18 protein-coding genes are annotated in these 19,074 nt (G+C 59.4%); 8 read left to right on the top strand and 10 right to left on the bottom strand.

The features are described from left to right. Positions 1-46: 46 nt before the first annotated feature. Positions 47-1,018: a CobW family GTP-binding protein gene (locus PI739_RS16505; protein WP_054082349.1), complete on the top strand. Its 972-nt coding sequence runs from the start codon at positions 47-49 to the stop codon at positions 1,016-1,018. A gap of 135 nt (positions 1,019-1,153) precedes the next feature. On the opposite strand, the gene PI739_RS16500 is transcribed toward PI739_RS16505, so the two are convergent. After that, positions 1,154-1,546, bottom strand: coding sequence for a DUF3301 domain-containing protein (locus PI739_RS16500; protein ID WP_003367929.1), 393 nt, complete (start codon positions 1,544-1,546; stop codon positions 1,154-1,156). Between the two features lie 118 nt (positions 1,547-1,664). On the opposite strand from PI739_RS16500, the gene pdxY reads away from it, so the two are divergent. Further along, entirely contained in the window at positions 1,665-2,531 is an 867-nt protein-coding gene (pdxY, locus tag PI739_RS16495; RefSeq protein WP_054082256.1) for a pyridoxal kinase PdxY, read from the top strand. Between the two features lie 46 nt (positions 2,532-2,577). On the opposite strand, the gene PI739_RS16490 is transcribed toward pdxY, so the two are convergent. After that, entirely contained in the window at positions 2,578-3,063 is a 486-nt protein-coding gene (locus PI739_RS16490) for an acyl-CoA thioesterase (protein WP_003367933.1), read from the bottom strand. 291 nt (positions 3,064-3,354) lie between these two features. Between PI739_RS16490 and PI739_RS16485 the strand changes: the two genes are divergently transcribed. Beyond that, positions 3,355-5,118 carry a cation:proton antiporter gene (locus PI739_RS16485; protein WP_003432818.1) on the top strand — a complete coding sequence of 588 codons (1,764 nt, stop codon included), beginning with the start codon at positions 3,355-3,357 and terminating at the stop codon, positions 5,116-5,118. 38 nt (positions 5,119-5,156) lie between these two features. Here PI739_RS16485 and PI739_RS16480 read toward each other — a convergent pair whose 3' ends face one another. The 3 genes from PI739_RS16480 to uvrD form a co-directional block, all read right to left on the bottom strand. Further along, a complete protein-coding gene (locus tag PI739_RS16480; RefSeq protein WP_003316056.1) occupies positions 5,157-5,564 on the bottom strand; it encodes an SMI1/KNR4 family protein in 408 nt (135 codons plus the stop codon). A 130-nt stretch (positions 5,565-5,694) separates the two neighbouring features. Next, positions 5,695-6,537, bottom strand: coding sequence for a Tim44 domain-containing protein (locus PI739_RS16475; protein WP_003432820.1), 843 nt, complete (start codon positions 6,535-6,537; stop codon positions 5,695-5,697). Positions 6,538-6,739: 202 nt separating this feature from the next. Then, on the bottom strand, positions 6,740-8,923 hold the full coding sequence (gene uvrD, locus PI739_RS16470) for a DNA helicase II (protein WP_003367943.1): 2,184 nt from the start codon (positions 8,921-8,923) through the stop codon (positions 6,740-6,742). 307 nt (positions 8,924-9,230) lie between these two features. Here uvrD and hexR point away from each other — a divergent pair, with 307 nt between their 5' ends. After that, entirely contained in the window at positions 9,231-10,097 is an 867-nt protein-coding gene (gene hexR / locus PI739_RS16465; protein ID WP_003401299.1) for a transcriptional regulator HexR, read from the top strand. Between the two features lie 302 nt (positions 10,098-10,399). Here the strand turns inward: hexR and PI739_RS16460 are convergent, their stop codons facing one another. After that, positions 10,400-10,711 carry a hypothetical protein gene (locus PI739_RS16460; protein ID WP_003432821.1) on the bottom strand — a complete coding sequence of 104 codons (312 nt, stop codon included), beginning with the start codon at positions 10,709-10,711 and terminating at the stop codon, positions 10,400-10,402. A gap of 254 nt (positions 10,712-10,965) precedes the next feature. On the opposite strand from PI739_RS16460, the gene PI739_RS16455 reads away from it, so the two are divergent. Beyond that, on the top strand, positions 10,966-11,151 hold the full coding sequence (locus PI739_RS16455; protein WP_003316061.1) for a PA3496 family putative envelope integrity protein: 186 nt from the start codon (positions 10,966-10,968) through the stop codon (positions 11,149-11,151). Here PI739_RS16455 and PI739_RS16450 read toward each other — a convergent pair. Beyond that, positions 11,105-12,055: a LysR family transcriptional regulator gene (locus PI739_RS16450; RefSeq protein ID WP_054082255.1), complete on the bottom strand. Its 951-nt coding sequence runs from the start codon at positions 12,053-12,055 to the stop codon at positions 11,105-11,107. The two genes, PI739_RS16455 and PI739_RS16450, sit on opposite strands and share 47 nt — an antisense overlap. A gap of 160 nt (positions 12,056-12,215) precedes the next feature. Between PI739_RS16450 and PI739_RS16445 the strand changes: the two genes are divergently transcribed. Continuing rightward, positions 12,216-13,631 (top strand): acetyl-CoA carboxylase biotin carboxylase subunit, encoded by a 1,416-nt coding sequence (locus PI739_RS16445; RefSeq protein ID WP_003367950.1) that lies wholly within the window; start codon positions 12,216-12,218, stop codon positions 13,629-13,631. 11 nt (positions 13,632-13,642) lie between these two features. Further along, a complete protein-coding gene (gene oadA, locus PI739_RS16440) occupies positions 13,643-15,451 on the top strand; it encodes a sodium-extruding oxaloacetate decarboxylase subunit alpha (protein ID WP_003432826.1) in 1,809 nt (602 codons plus the stop codon). Between the two features lie 151 nt (positions 15,452-15,602). Here the strand turns inward: oadA and PI739_RS16435 are convergent, their stop codons facing one another. From PI739_RS16435 to PI739_RS16425, 3 genes are read right to left on the bottom strand one after another with little or no spacing between them, the layout of a single operon-like run. After that, positions 15,603-16,271 (bottom strand): GNAT family N-acetyltransferase, encoded by a 669-nt coding sequence (locus PI739_RS16435; RefSeq protein WP_054082254.1) that lies wholly within the window; start codon positions 16,269-16,271, stop codon positions 15,603-15,605. Positions 16,272-16,286: 15 nt separating this feature from the next. After that, on the bottom strand, positions 16,287-16,733 hold the full coding sequence (locus PI739_RS16430) for a GNAT family N-acetyltransferase (protein ID WP_003367956.1): 447 nt from the start codon (positions 16,731-16,733) through the stop codon (positions 16,287-16,289). Beyond that, positions 16,730-17,368, bottom strand: coding sequence for an FMN-binding negative transcriptional regulator (locus PI739_RS16425; protein ID WP_003367958.1), 639 nt, complete (start codon positions 17,366-17,368; stop codon positions 16,730-16,732). Before PI739_RS16425 ends, PI739_RS16430 begins: the two co-directional genes overlap by 4 nt. 89 nt (positions 17,369-17,457) lie before the next feature. Between PI739_RS16425 and pdxR the strand changes: the two genes are divergently transcribed. Then, a complete protein-coding gene (pdxR, locus tag PI739_RS16420; RefSeq protein WP_072365330.1) occupies positions 17,458-19,020 on the top strand; it encodes a MocR-like pyridoxine biosynthesis transcription factor PdxR in 1,563 nt (520 codons plus the stop codon). The last annotated feature ends 54 nt before the right edge of the window (positions 19,021-19,074 follow it).

The raw sequence follows: 19,074 nt of genomic DNA, 5'->3' as shown, positions 1-19,074 counted from the left end.
CCTTCCTTGCTCTTCAATGAACCACGCATTCGCCAAAAGTGATCTCATGCTGCAAAACATACCGACGCATGTCATCGGTGGCCCGCTGGGCGCCGGCAAGACCAGCCTGATCAAGCGCCTGCTGGCGCAGAAGCCTGCCCATGAGCGCTGGGCCATATTGATCAACGAATTCGGGCAGATCGGCCTGGACGCCGCGCTGCTGACCACGGATGCCGATGGTATCGCACTTGGCGAAGTGGCTGGCGGCTGCCTGTGTTGCGTCAATGGCGTGCCGTTCCAGATCGGCCTGGGGCGTTTATTGCGCAAGGCGCGGCCTGATCGTTTATTGATCGAGCCTTCAGGGCTGGGCCATCCCGCGCAACTGATGACGCAATTGCGCGAAGCGCCGTGGCGCGGCGTCCTGGATGTGCAGCCCGGCGTGGTGGTGCTGGACGCGCAGGCAATGCTCGCCGGACAGCCGTTGCCGAGTACTCAGCAGGAAGCGCTGGCACATGCCGGGCTGGTGGTCATGAACAAGTCCGAGCAACTGGATGATGTCTCTCGCCAGGCATTGGCCGAACAGTTGCTGCCACACGCCTTGATCTGGACCCGACATGGGGAGCTGCTCCTGAACCGTGTGCCGGGGTTTGCCAGCGGTACTGCTATGGATAAACAGGCTGTGGATAAGCTGATGCTGCCCAACGGCGTCGGCCACTTGCCCGCGCTATGGACCGACCCTAAGGTGCCGATCTGTCTGAGTCAGGTCAGTGCCGACGGCTGGAGCATCGGCTGGCGCTGGCATCCCTCGCAGCGCTTCGATCTGCAGCGCATCCTGCACTGGCTGGAAAGCCTTGATTGGCGGCGGGCGAAGATGGTTATCCACAGCGAGGGCGGCTGGTATTCCGGCAACGTGGTTGATGGGGCTCCGCTGGCCTGGCAAGTCAGCGAATGGCGTCAGGACTCACGCCTCGAGTTGATCTTTGCCACCGCTCAGGATGTGGATACGTTGCAGGCGCAGATGGCGGGATGCCTGGTGTGACAGCTGCCAGTTAATAGCTGAAGGCAGGACGAAGAGCGTCCGGAACGGCATGCCAACGCAGAGCATTGGCACGATAGTCAAAGCGCACTTGTGTAAGGATGAGCGCTGAATCGCGGCAGCCAGCGTCGTGCTCGGCTACTGCTTCCATTTCTGATGCGATTGACGCCATTCGCTCATCTGAATAACTTCAGCGCTGGGCGGTGGTGTTTTGATTTCAAACGGGTAGGGTGCCAGTTCGATTTGCGCAGTGTGCGCGCCGAACAGGGTGATCGTGCCAGGGTGACGTTGCTCGCCGGTCACCGTGAACTCGAAGCCATACACGCGGGCCAGGCGTTTGCGGCCTTGAGCGTCGCGCGCGAAGGTCAGGCGGCGCAGGGCAACCGCGTCGTCCAGCAGTTGCAGCTCAAGGCGTTCGCAGTGCTGCTTGACGCGTGCCAGCGCTTTTTCGCGCAGACCATGGGCGTGCCACCACCAGGCCGCGGCGCTCGCGAACAGCATCAGCACGAAGATGTTTCCCAGGGTCAGCATGACGGAGTGCTCCAGCGTAGGAGTCGTCAGCTTAACTGTCCTGAGTGATTTACAGCCATACTGCGCGACTTATATTTCTCATTATTGCATTTGCATCGTGTTCAGGATTCCGCTCCCCATGAAACGTACGCCTCATTTGCTCGCTATCCAGTCCCATGTGGTATTCGGCCACGCCGGCAACAGCGCAGCGGTGTTCCCGATGCAGCGTATCGGGGTTAACGTCTGGCCGCTCAACACGGTCCAGTTCTCCAACCACACGCAATACAAGCAGTGGACCGGTGAAGTGCTGGCTCCGCAGCAGATTCCTGCGCTGATCGACGGGATTGCCGCCATTGGCGAGCTGGGCAACTGTGACGCGGTGCTGTCGGGGTATCTGGGCAGTGCGGCGCAGGGCAGGGCGATTCTGACCGGCGTGGCACGCATCAAGGCGGCCAATCCGAAGGCGCTGTACCTCTGCGACCCGGTGATGGGCCACCCTGAAAAAGGCTGCATCGTAGCGCCTGAAGTCAGTGACTTCCTGCTGCAGGAAGCGGCGGCCATGGCGGACTTCATGTGCCCCAATCAACTGGAGCTGGACAGCTTCTCGGGGCGCAAGCCCGAATCACTGCACGACTGCCTGGCGATGGCGCGGGCTTTGCTGGCGCGTGGCCCCAAAGCGGTGGTGGTGAAACACCTCGATTACCCCGGCAAGGCCGCCGATGGCTTTGAAATGCTGTTGGTCACCGCCGAGGCCAGCTGGCACCTGCGCCGCCCGTTACTGGCGTTTCCGCGTCAGCCGGTCGGCGTGGGTGATCTGACCTCCGGGTTGTTCCTGTCGCGTGTGCTGCTGGGCGACGATCTGGTTGCAGCATTCGAGTTCGCTGCGGCCGCCGTCCATGAGGTGCTGCTGGAAACCCAGGCCTGTGGCAGCTACGAGCTGGAACTGGTGCGCGCTCAGGATCGCATCGCGCACCCACGGGTAAAGTTCGAAGCCGTGCGTTTGTAAGCGCCATACCCTCAAAGGCTCGGGCATCGATGCCCGAGCCAGAAAATTACAACGCTTCTTCCTTGATCTCCTGATAACGCTTTTCCAGTTCCTGGCGGATCTGGCGGCGTTGCTGCGCCTGGATGAAACGCCGCTTGGCATCGGCCGATTCGGGCTCCAGGGGCGGCACGCTGGCGGGCTTGCGATTGTCGTCCACGGCAACCATGGTGAAGAAGCAGCTGTTGGAATGGCGTACCGACCGCTCGCGGATATTTTCGGTGACCACCTTGATGCCCACCTCCATGGACGTGTTGCCGGTGTAATTGACCGAGGCGAGAAAGGTCACCAGTTCGCCGACATGCACCGGCTCACGGAAAATCACCTGGTCTACCGACAGCGTCACCACGTAGCGTCCGGCGTAGCGGCTGGCACATGCATAGGCCACTTCGTCCAGGTACTTGAGCAGCGTGCCACCGTGTACGTTGCCAGAGAAGTTGGCCATGTCCGGGGTCATCAATACAGTCATCGACAGCTGGGCGTTTCCGGGTTCCATAGCGTACTCACACGGTCAAGGTGTTCAAGGGGCGCCTATGCTGGCGCTCAAGGGGCTTGTGACAGTTATCGGGACGCTGGCCAACAGGCGGCCGTCACGCGTCATAACTATCTGTTTCCATATATTGCACCGCCTTTATGTCGAAGGGGGCGGTGTTAACCTGCAAAAACCTGTGGATCGGGGTTTTTCCTGCGTCTTTATCGGATTTTAATGACGAAAAGGATGGCTGTCGCCCTGTAGGGCACGGCAATATCGGTTTGCAACGTCATCATCACAAGGAGCTTCGCCACCATGCATGCCATCAATTTCATTCAGGATCTGGCAGTGATCATGCTGGTGGCCGGCGTGGTAACCATTCTGTTCCATCGCCTCAGGCAGCCGGTGGTATTGGGCTATATCGTTGCCGGGTTCATCATCGGTCCGCACACTCCGCCGTTCAGTCTGATCCATGACGAAGAAACCATCAAAATTCTGGCCGAACTGGGGGTGATCTTCCTGATGTTCTGCCTGGGGCTGGAATTCAGCCTGCGCAAGCTGTTCAAGGTCGGCGCTACGGCGTTCATCGCGGCCTTTCTGGAAATTGCCCTGATGATCTGGATCGGTTACGAGATCGGGCAGTTCTTTGGCTGGAAAACCATGGACTCGCTGTTTCTCGGCGCGATTCTGGCGATCTCCTCCACCACCATCATCGTCAAGGCGCTCAACGACCTGAAGATGAAGAACCAGCGCTTTGCCCAGTTGATCTTCGGCGTGTTGATCGTGGAAGACATTCTCGGCATCGGCATCATCGCGCTGTTGTCCGGCATCGCCGTCAGCGGCTCGGTCAGTTCCGGGGAAGTGTTCTCCACCGTCGGCAAGCTGTCGCTGTTCATGATCGTGGCGCTGGTGGTCGGCATCCTCGTGGTGCCTCGATTGCTGTCCTATGTCGCCAGGTTCGAAAGCAACGAGATGCTGCTGATCACCGTGCTGGGCCTGTGTTTCGGCTTCTGTCTGCTGGTGGTCAAGCTGGAATACAGCATGGTACTGGGTGCCTTCCTGATCGGCGCAATCATGGCCGAGTCGCGTGAGCTGCTGAAGATCGAGCGCCTGATCGAGCCGGTTCGCGACATGTTCAGTGCCATCTTTTTCGTGGCCATCGGTTTGATGATCGATCCGGGCATCCTGCTGCAATACGCCTGGCCGATCGCCGTCATTACCGTTGCCGTGGTGCTGGGCAAGATGCTGTCCTGCGGTCTGGGTGCCTTTATCGCAGGCAACGATGGCCGTACCTCGCTGCGCGTGGGCATGGGACTGTCACAGATTGGCGAGTTTTCCTTCATCATCGCGGCGCTGGGCATGACCCTGCAGGTCACCAGTGACTTTCTGTACCCGGTGGCAGTCGCCGTGTCCGCCATCACCACCCTGCTGACACCGTATCTGATTCGCGGCGCAGACCCGTTGTCGCTCAAGCTGGCGGCGATCATGCCTCGGCGCGTTGCCCGGGTGTTCGGCATGTACGGCGAGTGGTTGCGCAGCATTCAGCCGCAAGGCCAGAGTGCAGTCCTTGCCGGGATGATCAGGCGGATTCTCTTGCAGGTCGGCGTCAACCTGGCGCTGGTGATGGCGATCTTTTTCAGCGGTGGCTATTTTGCCGAGCGTCTTGGCGGCTACATGAGCGAGTGGGTGGCCGACATCAGCCATCAGAAAGCCTGGATCTGCGGCGCGGCGCTGCTGCTGTCACTGCCGTTTCTGATTGCCGCTTATCGCAAGCTCAAGGCGCTGTCGATGCTGCTGGCCGAGATGGGGGTGAAACCCGAGATGGCGGGCCGGCATACCGTGCGCGTGCGCAAGGTCGTGGCCGAGGTGATTCCGCTGTTATCGCTGGTGGTGATTTTCGTGATGCTGGCGGCATTGTCGGCAAGCATTCTGCCGGCCAACGAACTGCTGCTGGTGGTTGGACTGATAGCCGCCCTGGTCGCCGCGTTGCTGTGGCGCTGGCTGATCCGCGTGCATACGCGGATGCAGATTGCGTTACTGGAAACACTGGGTAACCATCAAGAGAACTCCGGGCACTGAGGCCCGGAGATTCTTGAATACTGCGCAGCAGGGGTGTCTCAGCTTTCCAGCCAGACATCCCGAGCCCAGTGCCACACCGATTCCCAGCTGTCTTCGGTAACCAGTTCTTCCTCGGCGGACCACAGCAGCACCGTGCCGTCTTCCTCGACGCAGTAATAATCGTCACCGTCCTGGCAGATCGGAATCAGCTCGCGCGGCACGCCCAGATCCCAGGCCGTGGCGGCCACGTCTGGGAGGTAGGTGTGCGACTGCGGGTCGGTCACCGTGACGGGTTCAAGGCTGCCATACACCACATCGCTGACTGTCAGGAGAAATTCCTTGAAGACAAACGGAATGTTGATGAACAGCTGTTCCTCGATCTCGACCAGTTGGTCTTCGTCAGGCAGCTCAAGCGGAACCGGAACCGGTTCATTTGCTTCACGCAGTTGTTCAATGACTTCTTCCACGACACAGATCCTCTCACTTGATGGCGCGGGTTATACAGTAGCGTAAAGCCTTTCTCAAAATAACTATCCGAACGGATAAACAAAAACCCCGGACATATCCGGGGTTCTGAACGCGAGAACGGGTTCTGGTTCAACCGTTCTGGCGAATTCCTGCCACCAGCCAGGGCTGGTTATCGCCTTGCGGGCGTTCCATGTTCCAGCTTTCGCTGAACACTTCGCCCTGGTCGAAACGCGAGGTCTTGGACACGCCCGAGAACGTCAGCGTGGCGATGGTCTTGTCGGCCCGGTCATCCACACCGTCCAGCTGGACATTGAGGTTCTCGATGTAAGTCGACTGGAAGCCGTCGCCCAGGTCCGCACGTTCCTTTTTCAGGAACTGCAGCATTTGCGGAGTGACGAACTCGGCAATCTTGTCCATTTCGTTGGCGTCCCAGTGCTGCTGCAGCGACTGGAAGTGGCCGCGAGCAGCGTCCAGGAAGCGCTGTTCATTGAACCAGGCCGGTGCGTTGATCACTGGCGCAGCGGAGGCCGGGGAAGAACTGCCGAAGATCGGGTTCTGCGCAGGCTGGCTGGTTTCACGCTGGTACGGCGCACCGGCAGCGGCCATTTTCGGCTGTTGCTGCTGACGACGACGCGCAATGAAGCGGAAAATCAGGAAGGCGATGAGGCCCATGATCAGGATGTCGAACAGTTGCAGGCCATTGAAGCCGTCACCCATGAACATCGACGCGAGCAGGCCGCCGGCAGCGATACCGGCCAATGGGCCCAGCCAGCGCGAAGCACCGCTTGCCGCAGGGGCAGGACGGCCCGCAGCGTTAGGCGCTGCCGCAGGTGTGGAGGGGGCGGCCTGACGTGTCTGGTGCGTAGGCGCCGAGCCCATGCTCTTGCCGCCACCGAAGCGCGCGGCGTTCACATCCAGGCTCATGGTGAGCCCGATGCACAGCGCCATCGCGATGCTTAGAAAACGTTGCATAAGGGTATTCCCGTTTTGTGATTGCACGCGCGCCATGTTGCACAGCGGATGGCGACATGACCAGCGCGTTAGTGTTTCGGACTTTTACATAAACAGCGTAGGACTTTTCTACGCGCTTCGTAAGATGTGTACGAGGATTATCGTTCCTCACGCTACGGCGTGGGAACGATAGTCATGGGCGCACGGACAATGATCGACCGGCCTACAACGGCACCAGCTTCGCGTAGCCCATCATCAGCCACTTGCTGCCCTCGGGGAAGTTGACCTGCACCCGGGCCTGGGCGCCAGCGCCTTCGAAGTTGAGGATCACGCCTTCGCCGAACACCGCATGCTGGACGCGCTGGCCCATGGTGAACTCGGTTTCCGGAATGCCGGTGCCGTTGAACAGGCTGCTGCTGTTGAATTTCGGCGTGCCACCGAACGGACGGTTGACGCTGTTGGACAGTCGGACTTCCTGAATCAGCGCAGGCGGAATCTCGCGTACGAAACGCGAGACCTTGTTGTAGGTTTCGCTGCCGTACAGGCGACGCGTTTCGGCGTAGGTCATCACCAGCTGTTTCATGGCCCGGGTGATACCGACGTAAGCCAGGCGCCGTTCCTCTTCAAGACGGCCCGGTTCCTCCAGACTCATCTTGTGCGGGAACAGCCCTTCCTCCATGCCCACCAGAAACACGTGCGGGAATTCCAGGCCCTTGGCGCTGTGCAGGGTCATCAGCTGAATACTGTCTTCATGCTCCTGCGCCTGGGTGTCGCCCGCTTCCAGCGAGGCATGCCCCAAAAACGCTGCCAGTGGCGTCAGGTCTTCTTCGCTTTCGTGATTCTCGAAAGCACGGGCCGCGCTGACCAGTTCCTCAAGGTTTTCTACTCGCGCCTGACCTTTCTCGCCTTTTTCCTGCTCGTGATAGGTAATCAGCCCGGACTGTTCGATCACCGTCTGGGTCATCAGGTGCAGCGGCATTTCCATGACCTTGGCCGCGAGGTTCTCGATCAGCTCGATGAACCCGCCCAGGGCAGTGGCGGCGCGTCCGGTCAGGCCCTTGTTGGCCACCAGCAGGCGCATGGCTTCCCACATTGAAACGTCGGCATGACGCGCATGTTCGCGAATCGCTTCGACGGTCTTTTCACCGATGCCGCGCGCCGGAACGTTGATCACCCGCTCCAGCGCCGCATCGTTGCCACGGCCTTCCAGCAAACGCATGTAGGCCATGGCGTTCTTGATTTCGGCGCGTTCGAAGAAGCGCTGTCCGCCATAGATGCGGTACGGAATACGCTCACGCAGCAGGGCCTCTTCGAGTACCCGCGACTGGGCGTTGGAGCGGTACAGAATGGCGATGTCGTTGCGCGAAATACCGGTTTTCAGCGCGCTCTCGATGGTCTCGACCACGTAACGCGCTTCATCGTGCTCGTTGAACGCGGCGTACAGATTGATCAGCTCGCCATCACCGACGTCGGTCCACAACTCCTTGCCCAGGCGACCACTGTTATTGATGATCAAGCCGTTGGCAGCCTTGAGAATGCTCGCTGTGGAGCGGTAGTTCTGCTCAAGGCGGATGACTTCGGTGTCCGGGAAGTCAGAGGAATACTGGTGGATGTTCTCGATCTTCGCGCCGCGCCAGCCGTAAATGGACTGATCGTCGTCGCCGACCACCATCAGGCTGTCACCGCCCTGGGCGAGCAGGCGCAGCCATGCGTACTGCACGGCGTTGGTGTCCTGGAACTCGTCCACCAGGACGTGACGGAAGCGGCGCTGATAATGCGCCAGCAAGCCCGGGTTATCGCGCCACAGGTCGAGTGCGCGCAGCAGCAGTTCGGAGAAGTCGATGACGCCGGCCCGCTGGCAGGCGATCTCGTAGGCTTCGTAGACGCTTTTCATGGTGGTCAGGAACAGGTCGCCGCTGGCCTGAATATGTTTCGGGCGCAGGCCTTCGTCTTTCTGACCATTGATGAACCACTGGGCCTGGCGTGCAGGCCAGCGTTGTTCGTCCAGACCCAGCTCGCGCATCACGCGCTTTACCAGACGCTGCTGGTCATCGCTGTCGAGAATCTGGAAGGTCTGTACCAGCCCGGCTTCCTGCCAGTGCGCACGCAGCAAGCGGTGGGCCAGACCGTGGAAGGTGCCTACCCACATGCCAGCCGGGCTGATGCCCATCAGCTGCTCGATACGGTGGCGCATTTCGGCAGCCGCCTTGTTGGTGAACGTCACCGACAGGACCGAATGCGGGGAGGCTTGCTCGACCTGCATCAGCCATGCGATGCGATGCACCAGCACACGGGTTTTGCCGGAGCCAGCACCAGCCAGGACCAACTGACGACCCAGAGAGGCGGCTACGGCCTGACGTTGGGCATCGTTGAGGGAATTCAGAAGAAGAGAGAGATCATCGCGCATCAGCGCATTCTAGGGTGCCGCGCGATGACGGGCAAACCATGCTTTGCGTCAGGCAATAAAAATGGCGGGGCGCTGACGACCGGTCGTCGCCTGTTGCCGGGAGCGAATGCGTTGCGTCTACCTTTACCTGTGAGCAGGCAGTATCTGACGGGCGATTCGGCCTAATGTAGGATTATTCCCACAATTGCCGCTGATAACGCCCGCACGGCACGTTCCAGCTTCGTTTAACTGGGCGGCTGGCGGGTCATGTAGTATAACTACAAGAAAGCTACAACCCAGCCCACCTCTCTTTTGCCGAGTCTGCCCCTTGAATCTGCTGCAACACATCGCCCAGTCACGTAATTTGCTGCGCAAATCGGAGCTCAAGGTAGCCGACCATGTGCTGCTCGACCCTGCGGCCGTGATGCACAGTTCCATGGCAGACCTGGCGCACAGCGTCGGTATCAGCGAGCCGACCATCGTGCGTTTCTGCCGCGCCATCGGTTGCACCGGATTTCAGGACCTCAAGCTGAAGCTGGCACAAAGCCTCGCGGCGGGCGCAAGTTTTGGGCAGTTCGCGATTCACGAAGACGATTCGGTCGCCGACTACAGCCTGAAGATTTTCGACACCACGCTGCACACGCTCATGGAAGTGCGTGAAAACCTCGACCCCCATGCGTTGCAATTGGCGGTCACGGCCATGGCCGGAGCCAATCGGGTCGAGTTCTACGGGTTTGGCGCGTCCGGTGCAGTAGCTGCTGATGCGCAGCACAAGTTCTTTCGTTTGCTGCTGACCGCTGCGGCGTATTCCGATCCGCACATGCAGGCGATGTCAGCCGTTACGCTCAAGCCGACCGATGTCGCGGTGTGCATTTCGCAGTCAGGGCGTTCGAAGGATCTGCTGATCACCGCCAATCTGGTCCGCGAGAGCGGCGCGACGCTGATCACCCTGTGCCCCAGTCAGACGCCGCTGGCCGAGCTGTCGTCGGTCAATCTGGCCATCGACGTGCATGAAGACACCGAAATCTACACGCCGCTGACTTCTCGCATTGCCCACCTGGTGGTCATTGATGTGCTGGCAATGGGCGTTGCAATGGCGCGCGGCCCCGGTCTGGTGAACCATCTCAAAAGCGTCAAGCGCAGCCTGCGTGGTTTGCGCCTGTCGCCGAAGTCGATCAAGACTCACGAAGATTGACGTCGTTTTCAATTTGAAAACGACGTCAAGAGTCCCGCCAATGACCTGCGGTTATTGGGAGGGGCCCGCGACTGGATTAATTGAGGTAATGAGTGAATTGCATCCTGCAGGGCCAGTTTCTATCGATTCGGCTTCCGAGATGCGTTAATTGTATATTTTTGGCGTTTTTTTCCGGCTATCACGTTACAAGAATTAACCAGACTGTCATGTGTTCGCTGCAGTCAGCTTGCGCAACGAAGAAAGCCCTCCCCGGAAACCCTGAGGCGTCTGGCGAGGGCTTTACTGAATCTGTTACTTGTTGATCACTGTATAACGGTCAGCTCATCGATGCTTACCAGCAACTCGTCGTCTTGATAGATACGGACGGAGGTGATGGATGCATCGCTGGGCTGGGCGTATACGGCGGGTGTCTCGCGTCCTGTCCACGGCCCCAGACCTGTCGCGTAGTAGTTGAGGTCCAGATTCAATTGGCCCGCTTCACTCGGTATGTTGCGCAGACTCAGCCATGGGAGAGAGTGACTGGCGGATGTAGGCACCAGGCCAGCCACGGTCAGCGTATTAACTTCCGGCGTTCTGTCATCACGCGCGATCCAGTTTTTGTCTTTGGTCGTCATTGGGTAGCTCCTTGCTAGTAATTATTTAATGAGTGAGTTGCTTTCAGCAGGGCAAGTTTGTGTGTGGCGCGTCAGCGAGCGGCAATACATATATATTTTTTGAAATTTTTTTGATGAGCGCTGAACGAAAGTTCATCGATCTGTCACCTGCGTGCCGTCTGATTGTCACTGTCACGCTCCATTCTGGTGCTCCCACAAAACGTATTGGGAGACAGGATATGGCTCGGCATTACGATGATTTACCTACCAGCACCGTGAAAACCCGCCGTCAGCAGGAAGATCAGCGTCGCATGGAGTTTCGTCGGGCAATTGAAAGCTACAGTGAGGCACGTCAGCTCAATCAGGAGCTGTGTGACTACATGGATGGCATGGATAACGCTGTCTGGCAGACGATCAAGTTGCCCGCGGTCGACCGTCGAAACGCTCGACAAGCTGGCTGATCTGCGCACGTTCGGTGCGGATGAACGCAAGAAACGCATGTGCCACGGGTGAAAGGCGTTTGTCCCCGGCCTGAGCCACGCACCAGCTTCGATACAGTGGCAACTCCGCCACGGGCAGCTCAATCAGGGCGCCTGTGGCGAGTTCCTGGCAGACCGCGTGCCGGGTCAGCATCGCCAGGCCCAGCCCGGCAACCACGCATTCACGTTGTGCTTCGCTGGAAGAGACTTCCAGCGTCTGCGTGAAGTGCACGCGCTTCTCCTTGAAGAACTCCTCGCAGGCCCGTCGCGTGCCCGATCCTGTTTCCCGGGTCAGCAACGGCCATGGCTCCAGGTCTTTCAGGTTCAGCGCCGTGCGGGTGCTCAGCGGATGGTCAGGCGGTGCCACGGCGACAATCGGGTTATTCAGGAACGGCAAGAACTCCAGGCCCATGTCCAGGGGCACTGCCGACATCACCACAAGATCATCGCGGTTATCTGCCAGGCGCCTGATGACTTGCGCGCGATTGACCACCATCAGGCTCAGGCTGACTTCCGGGTGCTGGCGCTTGAAGGCGGCGAACAGGTGGGGGATGAAGTACTTGCAGCTCGATTCGACTGCCAGCTTCAACTGGCCTTGCAGTGAGCCCTGCATATCGGAAAGCTGCATGTCCAGGCTTTCCAGGCGCCCGAAAATATCCCGGCTGGCCTGTTGCAGGGCTTGCGCCGCTTCGGTCAGGTAGAGCTTTTTGCTGACGTATTCGAACAGCGGCTGGCCGATCAGCTCTTCGAGCTGTCGAATCTGCAGGCTGACAGCGGGCTGTGTGAGCGACATTTCTTCAGCCGCACGGCTGTAGGAGCGCAGATCGCACACCTCATTGAAAATGCGCAACTGACGCAATGTCATACGCATCAATGACTTACGCATTTACAAAAGCTCCCCGATCCAACCGAAGCGCTAACTATAAGCTTTTACTTATGCACCTCCCAACTTTTACTCATTTTTGTTAATCCTTGATTCGGCATAGGGTGGCTCTGCGACATTCAGTCACATACACGGTTACAAGTGTGGGTCGAGGGAAACGCCAGTGATAACAAAAATTCTGATCGCCAACCGCGGGGAGATTGCCGTTCGTATCGTGCGTGCATGCGCCGAGATGGGCATTCGCTCGGTGGCGATCTTTTCCGACGCTGACCGGCATGCCTTGCATGTCAAACGTGCCGACGAAGCCTATAGCATTGGTGCCGAACCTCTGGCGGGTTACCTGAACCCGCGCAAGTTGGTGAATCTGGCAGTGGAAACCGGCTGCGATGCGCTGCATCCGGGTTACGGCTTTCTTTCCGAGAATGCCGAACTGGCCGATATCTGTGCCGAACGAGGGATCAAATTCATCGGTCCCTCAGCCGAAGTGATTCGCCGCATGGGGGACAAGACCGAGGCCCGACGCAGCATGATCAAGGCCGGTGTGCCGGTCACGCCCGGTACCGAAGGCAACGTGGCAGATATCGACGAGGCGCTGGCCGAGGGCGAGCGTATCGGTTACCCGGTGATGCTCAAGGCCACTTCCGGGGGCGGTGGACGTGGCATCCGCCGCTGCAACAGCCGCGAAGAACTCGAGCAGGCCTTCCCGCGCGTGATTTCCGAAGCGACCAAGGCCTTCGGTTCGGCAGAAGTCTTTCTTGAGAAGTGCATCGTCAATCCCAAGCACATTGAAGCGCAGATTCTGGGCGACAGCTTTGGCAATGTGGTGCACCTGTTCGAGCGCGACTGTTCGATTCAGCGACGCAATCAGAAGCTCATCGAAATCGCCCCCAGCCCGCAGTTGACGCCCGAACAGCGCGCCTACATCGGCGATCTGTCGGTACGTGCGGCCAAGGCGGTTGGTTACGAGAACGCTGGCACCGTGGAGTTTCTGCTCGCCGAGGGCGAGGTGTACTTCATGGAAATGAACACCCGGGTGCAGGTCGAGCACACCATCACCGAAGAAATCACCGGCATTGATATCGTTCGCGAGCAGATCCGTATTGCCTCCGGTCTGCCGCTGTCGGTCAAGCAGGAAGACATCATCCATCGCGGTTTTGCCCTGCAGTTCCGGATCAATGCCGAGGACCCGAAGAACAACTTCCTGCCCAGCTTCGGCAAGATCACTCGTTATTACGCGCCCGGCGGACCTGGCGTGCGCACCGACACGGCGATTTATACCGGCTACACCATTCCGCCGTTCTATGACTCGATGTGCCTGAAGCTGATTGTCTGGGCGTTGACCTGGGAGGAGGCCATGGACCGCGGCCTGCGTGCGCTCGATGACATGCGCCTGCAAGGGGTCAAGACCACGGCTGCCTATTACCAGGAAATCCTCCGCAACCCGGAGTTCCGCAGCGGTGAGTTCAACACCAGCTTTGTCGAGAGCCACCCCGAGCTGACCAATTATTCGATCAAACGCAAACCCGAAGAGCTGGCCCTGGCCATCGCCGCCGCCATTGCCGCACACGCCGGTCTGTAAGGAACAGTGAAATGTCCAAGAAGATTTTCGTAACCGACACCATCCTGCGTGACGCTCATCAATCGTTGCTGGCGACGCGCATGCGTACCGAAGACATGCTGCCGATCTGCGACAAGCTCGACCAGGTCGGCTACTGGTCGCTGGAAGTCTGGGGCGGTGCCACCTTCGATGCCTGCGTGCGTTTTCTCAAGGAAGACCCTTGGGAACGTCTGCGCCAGCTGCGTGCGGCCTTGCCCAATACCCGGTTGCAGATGCTCCTGCGTGGCCAGAACCTGCTGGGTTATCGGCATTACAGCGATGACGTGGTCAAGGCGTTCGTCGCCAAGGCGGCGGTCAACGGTATTGATGTGTTCCGTATTTTCGATGCCATGAACGATGTGCGTAACCTGCGGGTTGCCATCGAGGCGGTGAAAGCGGCGGGCAAACATGCACAGGGCACCATCGCCTACACCACCAGCCCGGTGCATACCATCGAGGCCTTCGTGGCGCAGGCCCGGCAGATGGAAGCCATGGGCTGTGACTCGGTGGCGATCAAGGACATGGCCGGCCTGTTGACGCCTTATGCCACGGGTGAACTGGTCAAGGCGCTGAAGGCCGAGCAGTCGTTGCCGGTGTTCATCCACTCGCATGACACGGCCGGTTTGGCCGCGATGTGTCAGCTCAAGGCGATCGAAAGCGGCGCGGACCATATCGACACGGCGATTTCCAGCTTTGCCTGGGGCACCAGCCATCCGGGCACCGAATCGATGGTGGCCGCGCTCAAGGGCAGCGAGTTCGACACCGGGCTGGACCTGGAACTGCTGCAGGAAATCGGTCTGTATTTCTACGCGGTGCGTAAGAAATATCATCAGTTCGAGAGCGAATTTACTGCAGTCGACACTCGGGTGCAGGTTAACCAGGTACCGGGCGGGATGATTTCCAACCTGGCCAATCAGCTGAAGGAGCAGGGGGCGCTCAACCGCATGAGCGAAGTACTGGCTGAAATTCCGCGCGTGCGCAAAGACCTCGGTTATCCGCCATTGGTAACTCCGACTTCGCAGATCGTCGGTACTCAGGCGTTCTTCAACGTGTTGGCCGGGGAGCGTTACAAAACCATCACCAATGAAGTGAAGCTGTATCTGCAGGGCGGGTACGGCAAGGCGCCGGGGCAGGTGGATGAGAAGCTGCGTCGCCAGGCGATCGGCAATGAAGAACTGATCGATGTTCGTCCGGCCGACCTGCTCAAACCGGAGATGACCAAGCTAAGGGCCGATATCGGCGCATTGGCCAAGTCCGAAGAGGACGTGCTGACGTTTGCCATGTTCCCGGACATTGGCCGCAAGTTCCTGGAGGAACGCGCTGCCGGGACGCTGGCGCCGGAAGTGCTGCTGCCGATTCCCGAAGCCGGAAGCGTGGCGAAGGCAGGCGGTGAGGGCGTACCGACCGAGTTCGTCATTGATGTGCACGGCGAGACTTATCGGGTCGACATCACCGGTGTGGGCGTCAAGGCTGAGGGCAAGCGCCACTTCTACCTGACCATAGACGGCATGCCGGAAGAGGTGGTGTTCGAGCCGCTCAACGAATTCGTCGGCGGCGGGGCCAGTAAACGCAAGCAAGCCCATGCACCGGGCGACGTCAGCACGACCATGCCCGGCAACATCGTCGATGTGCTGGTCAAGGAGGGCGATGTGGTCAAGGCCGGTCAGGCAGTGCTGATCACTGAAGCGATGAAGATGGAGACCGAGGTTCAGGCGTCGGTCGCAGGCAAGGTCGTCGCCATCCACGTCGCCAAGGGCGACCGCGTCAATCCGGGCGAAGTGCTGATCGAGATCGAAGGTTGAGCTGACACCTGCGCATCATCCAAAGGTTTACCTCAGGGAAGCACTCGTGGCTTCCCTTTTTTTATTCTGGCAGGCGGGCCCAGTGGTCACGACTATCGTTCCGCACGCTCCAACGTGGAAATGCAGTTCTGGGCGCCTTGCGTCCTCAGGATCAGCGAAACGCCTCAAGCCCCTTGATCTGTTGCCCGTCAGTGAAGTTATCCACAGCCAGCCAGTTTTCAAATGCCTTTCGTAATTCAGGCCATTCGCTGTCGAGGATCGAGTACCACGCGGTATCCCTGCTCTGGCCTTTGACCACCATGTGCTGGCGGAAGGTGCCTTCGTAGCTGAAGCCGAATCGCTCGGCAGCGCGTTTGGAGCGGGCATTGTTGGCGTTGCACTTCCATTCCAGGCGGCGATAGCCCAGTGCGAAGGCCTCTCTGGCCAGCAGGTAAATGGCTTCGGTGCCTTTGGGCGTGCGTTGCATGGCGGCGCTGAAGGTGACATGACCTATTTCGATTCGCCCGTGGGCAGCGACGATCGACATCAGGCTGATGACGCCCTTGGCCTTATCGGTCTGCTGATCGACCACAGTGTAAAACCACGGATCGGTGGCTGCCTGATGCCCGGCCAGCCACGCATCGAAGGCGCTACGGTCGATGAACGGCCCGTAAGGCAGATAATCCCACAGCTTCGGGTCCGCATTCGGGCCTTCAAATGCCGTCCACAAGTCATCGGCGTGACGCGCGACATCGAGTTTTTCCAGGCGAATGAAACGGCCTGTCAGTGTATGGGGCGTGGGCAATGCAGCGGCTTGCCAGTCCAGCAGGGTGTCAGACATCAGTCACTTCCTGTTTCAGAGTGCTTTGCGAAATTGTATGAGGCCGGGCCGTTCGGCGATTCGCTCGTACAACTGAATGGCCGTGGCGTTGGTTTCGTGGGTCAGCCAGTGCACCTTGTCGCAACCGTCTGCCTTGGCAGTGGCATAGACAAACTCGATCAGTCGCCTGCCGATGCCTGTTCCGCGTTTTTCGGGTGCGACGATCAGATCTTGCAGGTAACAGGCGTTGTTGATGCTCCAGTTGGAGCGGTGGTAGATGAAGTTCACCATGCCCACCGCCTCGTCACCCAGCCAGGCGAGCGCCGAGTGAGTCGGTTCGTTTGGGTCCACAAGGCGTTGCCAGGTGGTGTCGCTGACGCCTTCGGCCAGCTCGGTGTTGTAGAAGCGCAGATAGGCCTGCCACAGAGGCAGCCACGCGTGATGATCGTCGACGCTAACGGGGCGAATTCGCACATCGGTCATGAGCTGCTTCCTTCGCTCATCAAGCGAGCGATCAGTTGGTCATTTGCATCCTGGCTTGCGGCGAGGCCGTCGCGCACACCGGCGATGTCCGCAGCGTTGCGATTCTGACTGAGTTTACGTTTGCCCTGTAGCCGCTGCACCGGAATGGCGAATCCGACAATCGCTCCAAGCATTTTTGCGATGTAGTCCGCCGGCGCATCGTCAATGGACCAGGGTTGCGCCCGGCCGGATTCATGGCGATGGGTCAGGTCAGCCAGCAATTGATGCAAGTGCGCGGCGTCGGTAAAAACCTCGGCCTGCCCATAGGCATGCACGGCCACATAATTCCATGTGGGTACGACCTTGCCGTGCTCTGCCTTGCCTGGGTAGAACGACGGGCTGACGTAGGCATCGCCGCCAGGAAAAACCACCAGTGCTTCGGCGCCGGAGCTCAACTGCTGCCACTGTGGATTGGCTTTGGCCAGATGCCCGTAAAGTGTGCCTCGGGGGCCTTCATCGCGGCGCAACAGCAGCGGCAGGTGGGTCGCCTGCAATCCCTCTGCGCCGTCAGTGACCAGAATCGCCAGGCGCGTCTGCTCCATCTGCTGGTGCAGGCTCGGTGTGTCGTTGTCCTTGAAAGCGGCGGGGATGTACATGGGGAATATCCTTGGCTGATGACCGGATCGTAGGCAAGGCATTGGTCTGATGTAAGATCCATTTTTGATAGTTTCAATAGGGCCAATGCATGCCTGATGTCCCCGTTGCGTTTCCGTCCACGCTCACCGGTATCGCGCTGGACCCGAATCAGGGCCTGAGCAAGCAGCTTTATAGCCTGTTGCGCCAGCAGGTCCTCGATGGGCGCCTGAGCAGCGGCACGCGCCTGCCAGCCAGCCGCGATTTGGCACATTCACTGGGCATCTCCCGTAACAGCGTGATACGGGCCTACGACCAGCTGTATGCCGAGGGCTTCATTGAAGGGCGCGTTGGCGACGGCACGTATGTCGCGCAGCTCTCTGAAGCAAACGCTTCGCCTCGACGGGCAAGCCGTAAAAAACTATCCACCAACTTACCCACAGGTGTATCCACAGGGTTACGCACAGGTTTGTCCACAATCGCGGCTGAAATGCCGTCAGATTCCTCCTGTGAAGTTATCCACAACCCGACACGCGCGCTGCTCGAAAAGCATCGTTTGCATGAACCACCAACGGGTAGGCCGCGGGCCTTTCGGGTAGGCGTACCGGCGTTCGATCTTTTCCCCTTTGCCTTGTGGGGCAAGCTGTATGCCGCTTTTTGGCGCAAGCCGGACCTTGCTCAGCTCGGTTATGGGTCAGCGGCGGGAGACTCGCGGTTACGTGAACTGATTGCGGTCTACCTGCGCTCATCGCGTGGGCTGCATTGCAGTGCTGAGCAAATTGTGATCACCAGTGGTGCACAGCATGCGATCAGCCTTTGTGCACAGTTGCTTCTTGCCCCGGGCGAGGGCGTCGCCGTTGAGAATCCGGGGTATCGGGCGGCCGGTCATGCGTTTGCACTGGCAGGTGCCCGATTGCACGGGGTGGCTGTGGATAACGAAGGCATGCGTTGCGCCGACCTCGAGCAGGCAGACTGCAGCCTGGCCTACGTGACACCTTCACACCAGTACCCGACCGGCGTGGTGATGAGCCTGGCAAGGCGCTTGGAATTGCTGGCCTGGGCCGAGAAACACCAAGGCTGGATTGTCGAGGATGATTACGACGGTGAGTATCGCTACAGCGGTTCACCATTGGCGCCTCTGGCCGCGCTCGACCGCAACGCGCGCGTGCTCTACGTCGGGACGTTCGGCAAAATCGCCTTCCCGGCGCTGCGCCTCGGGTATCTGGTTTTGCCAGAGCAACTGGTGCCGATGTTCAGCCAGCGCAAGGCCGTGGACATGCGCCATACTGAAATTGGCGTTCAGGCGGTCATGGCGCAATTTATTGCGTCGGGTCATTTCCAGCGACACATACGTCGCATGCGGCGCGCGGCGCTCAGTCGGCGCAATGTGCTGCTGGATAACTGGCCTGCCGATATTCCGGGATGCGCGACAATGCCCAGAGGGGTTGCCGGGCTGCATGTCATGGTCAAGGTCGACAGCGTGGCGCGTGAGCAGGCGCTGATTGCCAAGGCCAATGGCGTCGGGGTCGAAATGAATGCCCTGAGTGATTACTGGCTGCCTGATTCCACTGAGCCTGTGGATAACCGGGCCGGGCTGGTGCTGGGGTTTGCCGCAGTGCCCGAGTACGAGATGGTCGAGGCATTGAACAGGCTGCGCGAGGTCTGGTCCGAGTAGTCCCGTTGGCAGGCGTATAATCTGTGCTTTCTGTTACCTGTCCTTGAGATACCC

Origin of the sequence: Pseudomonas cerasi, from assembly GCF_027983475.1 — a bacterium.
In the GTDB taxonomy this organism is placed as follows: Bacteria; Pseudomonadota; Gammaproteobacteria; order Pseudomonadales; family Pseudomonadaceae; genus Aquipseudomonas; species Aquipseudomonas cerasi.
Note: the sequence above shows the minus strand (reverse complement) of the source record. Positions and strands in the feature narration are given on the sequence as shown.